The 12,299-nt window shown below is 61.3% G+C and carries 9 protein-coding genes; all 9 read left to right on the top strand.

Going from position 1 to position 12,299, the window contains the following annotated elements; genetic code table 11:
* The first annotated feature begins 127 nt into the window (after positions 1 to 127).
* Positions 128 to 2,347: a primosomal protein N' gene (locus HCU66_RS01825; RefSeq protein WP_205886762.1), complete on the top strand. Its 2,220-nt coding sequence runs from the start codon at positions 128 to 130 to the stop codon at positions 2,345 to 2,347.
* A gap of 148 nt (positions 2,348 to 2,495) precedes the next feature.
* Positions 2,496 to 4,232 carry an arginine--tRNA ligase gene (argS, locus tag HCU66_RS01830; RefSeq protein WP_205886764.1) on the top strand — a complete coding sequence of 579 codons (1,737 nt, stop codon included), beginning with the start codon at positions 2,496 to 2,498 and terminating at the stop codon, positions 4,230 to 4,232.
* A 1-nt stretch (position 4,233) separates the two neighbouring features.
* Complete coding sequence (locus HCU66_RS01835; protein WP_205886766.1) at positions 4,234 to 4,941, top strand: SPOR domain-containing protein; 708 nt, start codon at positions 4,234 to 4,236, stop codon at positions 4,939 to 4,941.
* A 246-nt stretch (positions 4,942 to 5,187) separates the two neighbouring features.
* Positions 5,188 to 5,718, top strand: a complete 531-nt coding sequence (gene hslV, locus HCU66_RS01840; RefSeq protein WP_007936812.1) for an ATP-dependent protease subunit HslV — start codon at positions 5,188 to 5,190, stop codon at positions 5,716 to 5,718.
* A 54-nt stretch (positions 5,719 to 5,772) separates the two neighbouring features.
* The gene (gene hslU, locus HCU66_RS01845; RefSeq protein WP_205887076.1) at positions 5,773 to 7,113 is read left to right on the top strand and encodes an ATP-dependent protease ATPase subunit HslU; all 1,341 of its coding nucleotides are present in this window, start codon (positions 5,773 to 5,775) and stop codon (positions 7,111 to 7,113) included.
* A gap of 80 nt (positions 7,114 to 7,193) precedes the next feature.
* Complete coding sequence (locus HCU66_RS01850) at positions 7,194 to 7,565, top strand: gamma-butyrobetaine hydroxylase family protein (protein WP_205886768.1); 372 nt, start codon at positions 7,194 to 7,196, stop codon at positions 7,563 to 7,565.
* A gap of 236 nt (positions 7,566 to 7,801) precedes the next feature.
* A complete protein-coding gene (phaC, locus tag HCU66_RS01855) occupies positions 7,802 to 9,481 on the top strand; it encodes a class II poly(R)-hydroxyalkanoic acid synthase (RefSeq protein ID WP_205886769.1) in 1,680 nt (559 codons plus the stop codon).
* A 134-nt stretch (positions 9,482 to 9,615) separates the two neighbouring features.
* Positions 9,616 to 10,470 carry a poly(3-hydroxyalkanoate) depolymerase gene (phaZ, locus tag HCU66_RS01860; protein ID WP_205886771.1) on the top strand — a complete coding sequence of 285 codons (855 nt, stop codon included), beginning with the start codon at positions 9,616 to 9,618 and terminating at the stop codon, positions 10,468 to 10,470.
* Between the two features lie 129 nt (positions 10,471 to 10,599).
* Complete coding sequence (phaC, locus tag HCU66_RS01865) at positions 10,600 to 12,282, top strand: class II poly(R)-hydroxyalkanoic acid synthase (protein WP_205886773.1); 1,683 nt, start codon at positions 10,600 to 10,602, stop codon at positions 12,280 to 12,282.
* Positions 12,283 to 12,299: the final 17 nt, after the last annotated feature.

Here is a 12,299-nt window from a genome sequence, read left to right on the forward strand (position 1 = left end):
AATACCGCACGTAATTAGGCCGCGGATTCTACCAGACCTTCGCGATCACGCAAGCTGTCGCTTCGCCCGACCGTCTGCTAGGCTCCCGGCCTTCTTCCTTGCCCCCTGATTTCGAGAAAACAATCGCGTGCCCGACGCCATTCTGCGCCTCGCCCTGCCTTCGCCCCTGCGCCGCCTGTTCGATTACCGCGCACCGGCCGGAGTCCTGCGCGCCCAGCTACATCCGGGCATGCGCTTGCGGGTGCCGTTCGGTCGGCGGGAGATGATCGGGATTCTGGTGGAAGTCACCGATCACAGTGAAGTCCCGACGGAAAAGCTCAAACCGGCTCTGGCGCTGCTCGATGCCGTACCGCCGCTACCGCCCGCGCTGTTCAAGTTGTGCCTGTGGACGTCCCAGTATTACCAGCACAGCCTCGGCGACACGTTGAGCTGGGCGTTGCCGGTGTTGCTGCGCCAGGGCGAACTGGCCGAAGCCCGTCAGGAGCGTTTCTGGTCTGCCGCGCCCGGCGCCAGCCTCGATGACCCGCGCATTGCCCGCGCCCCGCGGCAGCGTGAAGCCCTGGCGACCCTGGCCCAGCATCCCCACGGCGTCGCCCATCAATTGTTGAGCAAACTGATGCTGAGCAAGGACAGCCTCGACCTGCTGCTGGCCAAGGATCTGGTGCAGGTCGACATCCGCAGGCACGCGCCCGGCGCTCGCCACGAACACTGGCTGGCGCAACCGGAATTACCGCTCAACCCGGAGCAGCGCGCTGCTTTTGAAGCCATTCGCGCCGGGTTCGACAGTTATCACGCGTTCCTGCTGGCCGGCGTCACCGGCAGCGGCAAGACCGAAGTCTATTTGCAACTGATCCGTGAAACCCTCGAAGCCGGCAAGCAAGCCCTGGTACTGATCCCGGAGATCAACCTCGGCCCGCAAACCCTGGCGCGCTTCGAGCAGCGCTTCAATGCGCGCATCGCGCTGATTCACTCCGCCGTCAACGACCGCGAGCGTCTGGACGCCTGGCTGGCCGCACGGGATGGCGAAGCCGACATTATTATCGGCACCCGCTCGGCGCTGTTCACGCCGATGAAGAACCCCGGCCTGATCATCATCGATGAAGAGCACGACGGTTCCTATAAACAGCAGGAAGGCCTGCGCTACCACGCCCGCGACCTGGCTCTGGTTCGCGCCCGCCAGGAGAACATCCCGATTGTCCTCGGCTCCGCCACCCCTTCGCTGGAGAGCCTGCAAAACGCCTACACCGGTCGTTACGGCCTCCTGCGCCTGAATGAACGGGCCGGTAGCGCCAAGCAACCGCGCTTCCTGCGCCTGGATGTGAAAAGTCGCCCACTGGACAGCGGCATTTCCGGGCCGATGCAACAAGCCATCGGTCAGACCCTGGCCGCCGGCCAGCAGGTGCTGGTGTTCCTCAACCGTCGAGGGTTCGCCCCAACGTTGCTGTGCCACGACTGCGGCTGGATGTCCGAATGCCAGCGCTGCGACGCGCGCATGACCGTGCACCAGCGCTCGGGGGAGCTGCGCTGCCACCATTGCGGCTACGTCGAACGCGTGCCCCGGCATTGCCCGAAGTGCGGCAAGGTCGATTTGCGACCGGTGGGCGCTGGTACCGAGCGTGCCGAGGAACGCCTGGGGATTCTGTTCCCGGACGTCCCGGTGCTGCGGGTCGACCGCGACAGCACCTCACGCAAAGACGCGATGAATCAGCTGTTCGCGACCATCCAGAAAGGCCAACCGTGCATTCTGGTCGGCACGCAAATGCTTGCCAAAGGTCACCACTTTCCCCGGGTGACCCTGGTGTCGATTCTCGATGCCGATGGCGGACTGTTCTCCGGCGACTTCCGCGCCAGCGAACGCATGGCGCAGTTGATCGTCCAGGTCGCCGGCCGCGCGGGCCGGGCCGAAGAGCCGGGCAAAGTGATCATCCAGACGCACCTGGCGGACCACCCACTGCTGGTGCAGCTGACCGAGCAGGGCTATTTCGCCTTTGCCGAACAGGCGTTGAGCGAACGCCGCTCCGCCGGGCTGCCGCCGTTTGCGCATCTCGCGCTGCTGCGGGCCGAAGCGCACAAACCGGGACAGGCCGAAGGTTTCCTCGATGAAGCGTGCAGCGAGGCCGAGCGACTTCTGGCCGAGCAGCATCTGACCGGTATCGAGTTGTTGGGGCCGGTGCCGGCGCCAATGGAACGCAGGGCCGGACGCTACCGCGCGCAGTTATTGCTGCAAGCCACGGCCCGGGCGCCGCTGCATCGATTGCTGAGCCATTGGTTGCTGGTTTTGGAACAGATGCCGAGTGGGCGCGCGGTGCGTTGGTCGCTGGATGTGGATCCGGTCGATTTGTATTGATCGAGAGATTGCCTTCGCGGGCAATTTGTCACCACCTATCCATAACCTGCCCGCTATAGTTGGCAAGCCCGTCTTCGCAACGGATAATGCCCAGTTTTTCCACCAGCGCACTGAAGCGCCGCCGCGCCTGCGGTCGAAAGAGAAGACCATGAAAGACACCATTCGCCAGCTGATCCAACAAGCCATCACCCAACTCGTCAACGAAGGTGTGTTGCCTGAAGGCCTGTCGCCGGCGATCCAGGTGGAAAACTCTCGCGACAAGAAAAACGGCGACTTCGCCAGCAACATCGCCATGATGCTGGCAAAGCCGGCCGGCATGAAACCCCGCGACCTGGCCGAGAAAATCATCGCCGCGCTGCCGGCTGACGAAAACGTCAGCAAGACCGAAATCGCAGGTCCCGGCTTCCTGAACTTCTTCCAGAACACTCAAGCCCTGGCGACCCGCCTGGACGCGGCCCTGGCCGACGAACACATCGGCGTGCGCAAGGCCGGTCCGGCGCAGCGCACCGTGGTCGACCTGTCGGCGCCGAACCTGGCCAAAGAGATGCACGTCGGCCACTTGCGTTCGACCATCATCGGCGACGGCGTGGCCCGGGTTCTGGAATTCCTCGGCGATACCGTGATTCGTCAGAACCACGTCGGCGACTGGGGCACCCAGTTCGGCATGCTGATGGCTTATCTGCAGGAAAACCCGATTACCAGCGACGAGCTGTCGGACCTGGAAAACTTCTACCGTGCCGCCAAGCAGCGTTTCGACGAATCCGAAGAGTTCGCCGATCGCGCCCGTGGCCTGGTGGTCAAGCTGCAAGCCGGCGATCCGGACTGCCTGGCGCTGTGGACCAAGTTCAAGGACATCTCGCTGTCCCATTGCCAGAAAATCTACGAACTGCTGAACGTCAAACTGACCATGGCCGACGTGATGGGCGAAAGCGCCTATAACGACGACCTGATCAACGTGGTCAACGACCTCAAGGCCAAGGGCATGCTGGTCGAGAGCAACGGCGCTCAATGCGTGTTCCTCGACGAATTCAAGAACGCCGAGGGCGAGCCGCTGCCGGTGATCATCGTCAAGGCCGACGGCGGCTACCTCTACGCCACCACTGACCTGGCGGCCGTGCGCTACCGCAGCGGCGTGCTGAAAGCCGATCGCGCGTTGTACTTTGTCGACCAGCGCCAGGCCCTGCACTTCCAGCAAGTATTCCAGGTCGCGCGACTGGCCGGCTTCGTGACCCATCCGATGGAAATGGAACACATGGGCTTCGGCACCATGAACGGCGCCGATGGCCGTCCGTTCAAGACCCGTGACGGCGGCACCGTGAAGCTGATCGATCTGCTGACCGAAGCCCAGGAGCGCGCCTATGCGCTGGTGAAGGAGAAGAACCCGGAGCTGGCCGAAGACGAGTTGCGCAACATTGCCAAGGTCGTGGGCATCGGCGCGGTGAAGTACGCCGACCTGTCCAAGCACCGCACCAGCGACTACAGCTTCAACTTCGACCTGATGCTGAACTTCGAAGGCAACACCGCGCCGTACCTGCTGTACGCCTACACCCGGGTGGCCGGCGTGTTCCGCAAACTCGGCAAGGACTTCAGCGAAGTCGAAGGGCAAATCGTCCTCGAAGCGTCGCACGAACATGAGCTGGCGGCGAAACTGGCGCAGTTCGGCGAAATCCTCAATAACGTGTCTGACAAAGGCACGCCGCACATCCTCTGCACCTACCTGTACGATGTGGCCGGCCTGTTTTCCAGTTTCTACGAGAACTGCCCGATCCTCGCTGCCAACACCCCGGCGCAAATGCAGAGCCGCCTGCGCCTTGCCGCACTGACCGGCCGCACTCTCAAGCAAGGCCTGGAACTCTTGGGTCTGGAAACTCTGGAGCGCATGTAAGTTGGCTGCCAAGAAAAAACCTGCACCCAAGCGTGGCGCCAGCCGATACCAAGCTCCTGCAAAGCAACCGATCCCGGGCTGGCTGTGGATGGCCATCGGCCTGACGGTCGGCGCGTTCATTGTGTTCCTGATGAAGCTGGAGCCGGGCAAGGGCAGCGACAGCGTCAAGCGCGAGAAGATCGAGCAGCAGAAAGCCACCAAGATCGCCGAGGCCAACAAAACCCCGCCGAGCCCGACGCAACCCGTAAAGCCGAAGTACGACTTCTACACCTTGCTGCCGGAATCGGAAGTCATCGTGCCGCCGGATGCGGTGCCGGAGAAAACCCTGCCGACGCCGCAAGTGCCGGCCGTACCGACCACGCCAGTGACGCCTGCGGAAGCGGCGAAGATCGACACCGCCCGGGCTCAGGCGGCATTGGCTGGCATCACCCCGCCGCCAGCGCCACCGGTGGCAAAAGCGGCGCCGGTGACCAAGTTCTTCCTACAGGCAGGCTCGTTCCGCAAGGAAGCCGATGCCGACAAGGTGCGTGCGCAGATCATCCTGCTGGGGCAGGCCGTGTCGGTTGAATCCGGCACCGTGAAGGACGAGACCTGGTATCGGGTGCTGGTCGGCCCGTTCAGCAACCGCGAACAACTGACCACCGCCCAGAAACAACTGGCCGGCAGCGGTTTCAGCAACCTGTTGTTACAACAACGTCAGAGCCGCTGATTCCCGTCAGGGACACCGCATCTGATCGCTCCCACGCTCTGCGTGGGAACGCCTCAAGGGACGCTCCGCGTTCCGGCGCCGCAAGGGACGCAGAGCGTCCCGGGCTGCAATCCCACGCGGAACGTGGGAACGATCATCTGTCAGGCACCGCTCGTCCCTTCTCCCGTCCTACAGTTGAAAAACGCTCCACCACCCCCATATGAGTGGGCATAAGGCATTTTCGCCCCGCTGCGTGGAGACTCTCCCTTGACCACCATCGTTTCAGTTCGCCGCCACGGCAAAGTCGTCATGGGCGGCGACGGCCAGGTTTCGCTCGGCAATACCGTGATGAAAGGCAACGCGAAGAAAGTTCGCCGCCTCTATCACGGCCAGGTTATCGCCGGTTTTGCCGGGGCTACCGCTGACGCCTTCACCCTCTTCGAGCGTTTCGAAGGCCAGCTCGAGAAACATCAGGGTCACCTGGTTCGCGCCGCCGTCGAACTCGCCAAGGAATGGCGCACCGACCGCTCCCTCAGCCGCCTCGAAGCCATGCTTGCGGTCGCCAACAAAGATGCCTCCCTGATCATCACCGGTAACGGTGACGTGGTTGAGCCCGAAGAAGGCCTGATCGCCATGGGTTCCGGCGGTGGCTACGCCCAGGCGGCGGCCAGCGCGCTGTTGAAAAAGACCGACCTGTCGGCCCGGGAAATCGTCGAAACCGCTTTGGGCATCGCTGGCGACATCTGCGTGTTCACCAACCACAACATCACCATCGAGGAGCAGGATCTCGCTGAGTAAGCTGTGTTGGCCATCGCGCCACGGCTTACTTTTGCTTGAGGACCGCCAATGACTATGCCCATGACCCCCCGTGAAATCGTCCACGAACTCAATCGCCATATCATCGGCCAGGACGATGCCAAACGCGCCGTCGCCATCGCCTTGCGCAACCGCTGGCGCCGGATGCAGCTGCCAGAAGAGCTGCGCGTCGAAGTCACCCCCAAGAACATCCTGATGATCGGCCCGACCGGTGTCGGCAAAACCGAGATCGCCCGTCGCCTGGCCAAACTCGCCAACGCGCCGTTCATCAAAGTCGAAGCGACCAAATTCACCGAAGTGGGTTATGTCGGCCGCGACGTCGAGTCGATCATTCGTGATCTGGCCGACGCGGCGATCAAGCTGCTGCGCGAACAGGAAATGACCAAGGTTCGTCACCGCGCCGAAGACGCCGCCGAAGAACGCATCCTCGACGCCTTGCTGCCACCGGCACGCATGGGCTTCAGCAACGAAGACGCCGCACCGGCCCAGGACTCCAACACCCGTCAGCTGTTCCGCAAACGCCTGCGTGAAGGTCAGCTGGATGACAAGGAGATCGAAATCGAAGTGGCCGAAATCACCGGCGTCGATATCTCCGCGCCACCGGGCATGGAAGAAATGACCAACCAGTTGCAGAGCCTGTTCGCCAACATGGGCAAGGGCAAGCGAAAAAGCCGCAAGATCAAGGTCAAGGAAGCGCTGAAACTGGTGCGCGACGAAGAAGCCAGCCGCCTGGTCAACGATGAAGAATTGAAAGCCAAGGCGCTGGAAGCGGTCGAACAAAACGGCATCGTGTTCATCGACGAGATCGACAAGGTCGCCAAGCGCGGCAATTCCGGTGGCGTCGACGTGTCCCGCGAAGGCGTGCAACGCGATCTGCTGCCGCTGATCGAAGGCTGCACCGTCAACACCAAACTGGGCATGGTCAAGACCGACCACATCCTGTTCATCGCTTCCGGTGCGTTCCACCTGAGCAAGCCGAGCGATCTGGTGCCGGAGCTGCAAGGCCGTCTGCCGATTCGGGTCGAACTCAAGGCCCTGAGCCCGGAAGATTTCGAACGCATCCTCAGTGAGCCGCATGCATCGCTCACCGAGCAGTATTGCGCGCTGCTGAAAACCGAAGGGCTGCTCATCGAGTTCCAGCCGGACGGCATCAAGCGTATTGCCGAGATTGCCTGGCAGGTCAACGAGAAGACCGAGAACATCGGTGCCCGTCGCCTGCACACCTTGCTCGAGCGTCTGCTCGAAGAGGTGTCGTTCAGCGCCGGTGACCTGGCCAGTACCCACGAGGAAAAGCCGATCCTGATCGATGCCGATTACGTCAACAGCCACTTGGGCGAATTGGCGCAGAACGAAGACCTGTCGCGCTATATTCTGTAAGCCTCAAGTTGCAAGCTACAAGCGTCAAGCTGATAGAGTTAAGCTTGCAGCTTGTAGCTTGCCGCCCAAGGCCATTTTCTATGCTTCCCACCGATATAAAGCTGCACAAAGCCTCCAAAACCCTGACGCTCAAATACGCGTCCGGCGAGGAGTATCACCTCCCCGCCGAGTTCCTTCGCGTGCACTCTCCTTCCGCCGAGGTCCAGGGCCACGGCAAACCTATCCTGCAATTTGGCAAGATCGGCGTCGGCCTGAGCAAGGTCGAACCGGCCGGTCAGTACGCACTGAAATTGACCTTCGACGACGGCCACGACAGCGGCCTGTTCACTTGGGAGTATCTGTACCAGCTGGCGGTGCGCCGAGAGGATCTGTGGAACGATTATCTTGCAGAGCTCAAAGCAGCTGGAAAGACCCGTGATCCGAATGAGTCGGTCGTCAAGCTGATGCTCTAAATCAGGACTCTGGCTCTTTAGAGGGCATTTTCTAATTCCATCTGTTTGAATGCTTGGCTGCGGAGTCAACGACTGGCCCGCTTGCGAAAAAAATTAAACTCGGGTAACCAATGGAGCTGGCAGGTTCCGTGCAGTGCTCTCTGAACTAAACAGTCACCCGAGCAGTAGTACCTGGCGCGCTGTGTGACTACACAGCTGGACTCAGGTACTCGTCTCAGGACAATGGAGCGTCGTAGATGAGTAACAAGCAAAACGATGACCTGAAATTCCAGGCTTCGGAAAATACCTTGGGGCTGAATCCCGTCGTTGGACTGCGTAGAAAAGATCTACTGGGCTCTGCTCGAATGGTGCTGACCCAGGCCATCAGACAACCCATTCACAGTGCCAGGCATGTCGCCCATTTCGGCATCGAACTCAAGAACGTGCTGTTCGGAAAATCCGAGCTTGAGCCGCAAAGCGATGACCGTCGCTTCCTCGACCCGGCCTGGAGTCAGAACCCTCTCTACAAACGCTATCTGCAAACTTATCTGGCGTGGCGCAAGGAGCTCCACACGTGGATCGATAAGAGCAACCTCTCGCCCAAGGACGTCGCTCGCGGGCATTTCGTGATCAACCTCATGACCGAGGCCATGGCTCCGACCAACACGGCAGCCAACCCGGCGGCGGTCAAACGCTTCTTCGAAACCGGCGGCAAAAGCCTGCTCGACGGCCTCTCCCATCTGGCCAAGGATCTGATCCACAACGGCGGCATGCCGAGTCAGGTCAACATGGGCGCGTTCGAAGTCGGCAAGAGCCTGGGCGTGACCGAAGGCGCGGTGGTCTTTCGCAACGACGTCCTGGAGCTGATCCAGTACAAGCCGATCACCGAGCAAGTGCATGAACGCCCTCTGCTGGTGGTGCCGCCGCAAATCAACAAGTTCTATGTTTTCGACCTGAGCCCGGACAAGAGCCTGGCGCGCTTCTGCCTGCGCAACAACATGCAGACGTTCATCGTCAGCTGGCGCAACCCTACCAAGGAGCAGCGCGAGTGGGGTCTGTCGACCTACATCGAAGCACTCAAGGAAGCGGTCGACGTGGTCACCGCGATCACCGGCAGCAAAGACGTGAACATGCTCGGCGCCTGCTCCGGCGGCATCACCTGCACCGCTCTGCTGGGCCACTACGCAGCGATCGGCGAGAACAAGGTCAACGCCCTCACGCTGCTGGTCAGCGTGCTGGACACCACCCTCGACAGCGATGTGGCCCTGTTCGTCGACGAGCAGACCCTCGAAGCCGCCAAGCGTCACTCCTACCAGGCCGGGGTGCTGGAGGGCCGCGACATGGCGAAAGTCTTCGCCTGGATGCGCCCCAACGACCTGATCTGGAACTACTGGGTCAACAACTACCTGCTGGGCAACGAGCCACCGGTTTTCGACATTCTGTTCTGGAACAACGACACCACTCGCTTGCCGGCGGCGTTCCACGGCGACCTGATCGAGATGTTCAAAAACAACCCACTGACCCGTCCTGACGCACTGGAAGTGTGCGGTACACCGATCGACCTGAAAAAGGTGACCGCCGACATCTTTTCCCTGGCCGGCACCAACGATCACATCACCCCGTGGAAGTCCTGCTACAAATCCGCGCAGCTGTTCGGTGGCAAGGTCGAGTTCGTGCTGTCCAGCAGCGGACATATCCAGAGCATTCTGAACCCACCGGGCAATCCGAAAGCGCGCTACATGACCAGCACCGACATGCCGGTCAAAGCCGAGGACTGGATGGAAAACTCCACCAAGCACACCGACTCCTGGTGGCTGCATTGGCAGGCGTGGCAGGCCGAGCGCTCGGGCAAACTGAAGAAGTCCCCCGCCCACCTTGGCAACAAGGCCTATCCCGCGGGAGAAGCGTCGCCAGGCACTTATGTGCATGAGCGTTGAGCTGCAAGTAACTCGCAGTCCGCGGTGCCGGGAGGCGCCGCGATCTCTATCAATCACCCTCGAGGCCAACCTCGAACATTCTGCGACGGCCCGGGATGGCCCGATCAGCGTTTAAAACCTACAGGGCTCCGTGCATGCCGCAACCGTTCGTCTTTCGTACCGTCAACCTGGATGGCCAGACCCTGCGCACCGCGGTACGCCCCGGCAAGCCTCACTTGACGCCCTTGCTGATTTTCAACGGTATCGGCGCCAACCTGGAGCTGATATTTCCGTTCGTCCAGGCGCTGGATCCGGACCTGGAAGTCATCGCCTTCGACGTACCCGGTGTCGGCGGCTCATCGACGCCCAACCGGCCGTACCGCTTTTCGGGCCTGGCGAAACTGACGGCGCGAATGCTCGACTATCTCGATTACGGGCAGGTCAATGTGATCGGCGTGTCATGGGGTGGCGCGCTGGCGCAGCAGTTCGCCCATGACTATCCCGAGCGCTGCAAGAAGCTGGTGCTGGCGGCCACGGCGGCCGGCACCGTGATGGTTCCGGGCAAGCCGAAAGTGCTATGGATGATGGCCAGCCCACGGCGCTACATCCAGCCGTCCCATGTGATTCGCATTGCGCCGATGATCTATGGAGGCTCGTTCCGTCGCGATCCGACCCTGGCGGCCAGTCACGCCGCGCGAGTTCGCTCGGCAGGCAAACTGGGCTACTACTGGCAGCTGTTCGCCGGGTTCGGCTGGACCAGCATTCACTGGCTGCACAAGATCCACCAGCCGACCCTGGTGCTGGCGGGCGACGACGACCCACTGATCCCGTTGATCAATATGCGCATGCTGGCCTGGCGAATTCCCAATGCCCAACTGCACATCATCGACGACGGGCATCTGTTCTTGATTACCCGGGCCGAAGCGGTGGCACCGATCATCATGAAGTTTCTCGAGGAGGAACGTCAGCGGGCAGTGATGCATCCGCACCCGGCGCCATCGGGCGGTTGACCGGCCCCGGCTTTTGTTCATGAAAAGGGGTTGGCAGGACGCCGTGCCGCGCAACAACCCGCAACAACGTCTATGGTGTTCTGTTTCGGGGTGTTTGTTTTTGGCCTGATGACGAAGGAGTGTTAAGTCATGCGCGACAAACCAGCGAAGGGCGCTCTGCCCACTCCCGCTGCATTCATCAACGCACAGAATGCGGTGACCGGTCTGCGCGGCCGGGACCTGTTGTCGACCTTGCGCAGCCTGGCCACCCACGGCCTGCGCAATCCGGTGTACACGGCCCGGCATGCCTTGAAGCTGGGCGGCCAGTTGGGCCGCGTCCTGCTGGGTGAAACCCTGCACCCAATCAACCCGCAGGACAGTCGCTTTGCCGACCCGACGTGGAGCCTCAATCCTTTTTATCGCCGCAGTTTGCAGGCCTATCTGAGTTGGCAGAAAGAGATCAAGAACTGGATCGACGATAGCAACATGAGTCCGGACGATCGTGCCCGTGCCCACTTTGCCTTTGCCTTGATCAACGACGCCGTGGCGCCGTCCAACACCCTGCTCAATCCGCTGGCGATCAAGGAGATTTTCAACTCTGGCGGAAGCAGCCTGGTGCGGGGTATCGGCCATCTGCTCGACGACCTGTTGCACAACGACGGCCTGCCCAGACAAGTCACCAAGCAAGCGTTCGAGGTGGGCAAAACGGTCGCCACCACCACCGGCTCCGTGGTGTTTCGCAATGAGTTGCTGGAGCTGATCCAGTACAAGCCGATGAGCGAAAAGCAGTATTCCAAGCCGTTGCTGATCGTGCCGCCACAGATCAACAAGTTCTACATTTTCGACTTGAGCCCCAGCAACAGCTTCGTCCAGTTCGCCCTTAAAAACGGCTTGCAAACTTTCGTGATCAGCTGGCGCAATCCCGATGTGCGTCATCGCGAATGGGGGCTGTCGTCTTATGTCGAAGCCGCCGAAGAAGCGATGAATGTGTGCCGCGCGATCACCGGCGCTCGCGAGGTCAACCTGATGGGCGCCTGTGCCGGCGGGTTGACCATCGCCGCACTGCAAGGGCACTTGCAGGCCAAGCGGCAGCTGCGGCGGGTGTCCAGCGCGACCTACCTGGTCAGCCTGCTCGACAGTCAGATCGACAGCCCGGCCACCCTCTTCGCCGACGAGCAGACGCTGGAAGCGGCCAAGCGCCGCTCGTATCAGAAAGGCGTCCTGGAAGGTCGCGACATGGCCAGGGTTTTTGCCTGGATGCGCCCCAACGATTTGATCTGGAATTACTTCATCAATAACTACCTGCTGGGCAAGGAGCCACCGGCGTTCGACATCCTCTACTGGAACAATGACAACACGCGCCTGCCGGCAGCGTTTCATGGCGACCTGCTGGATTTCTTCAAGCACAACCCACTGAGTCATCCGGGTGGGTTGGAAGTATGCGGCACACCGATCGACCTGCAGAAAGTCACCGTCGACAGTTTCAGCGTGGCCGGCATGAATGATCACATCACTCCCTGGGATGCGGTGTATCGCTCGACCTTGCTGCTGGGTGGCGAGCGACGCTTCGTGCTGTCCAGCAGCGGTCATGTGCAGAGCATTCTCAATCCGCCCCACAATTCGAAAGCCAACTATGTCGAGAATCCGAAACTGAGCAGTGATCCGAGGGCCTGGTACTACGACGCCAAACGCGTCGACGGCAGTTGGTGGACGCAATGGCTGGGCTGGATTCAGGAACGCTCCGGCGCACAACACGAGACCCGGATGACCCTCGGCAACCAGAACTATCCACCGATGGAGGCGGCACCCGGTACTTACGTGCGCGTGCGCTGACGTTCAACGAACCACGG

This window comes from Pseudomonas frederiksbergensis (genome assembly GCF_017114915.1).
GTDB lineage: Bacteria > Pseudomonadota > Gammaproteobacteria > Pseudomonadales > Pseudomonadaceae > Aquipseudomonas > Aquipseudomonas frederiksbergensis_I.

Bases quoted from the DNA above. Each gene is read 5' to 3' on its own strand.
- argS (WP_205886764.1), top strand. From the start codon at position 2,496: ATGAAAGACACCATTCGCCAGCTGATCCAACAAGCCATCACCCAACTC.
- hslU (WP_205887076.1), top strand. From the start codon at position 5,773: ATGCCCATGACCCCCCGTGAAATCGTCCACGAACTCAATCGCCATATC.
- HCU66_RS01850 (WP_205886768.1), top strand. From the start codon at position 7,194: ATGCTTCCCACCGATATAAAGCTGCACAAAGCCTCCAAAACCCTGACG.
- phaC (WP_205886769.1), top strand. From the start codon at position 7,802: ATGAGTAACAAGCAAAACGATGACCTGAAATTCCAGGCTTCGGAAAAT.
- phaZ (WP_205886771.1), top strand. From the start codon at position 9,616: ATGCCGCAACCGTTCGTCTTTCGTACCGTCAACCTGGATGGCCAGACC.
- phaC (WP_205886773.1), top strand. From the start codon at position 10,600: ATGCGCGACAAACCAGCGAAGGGCGCTCTGCCCACTCCCGCTGCATTC.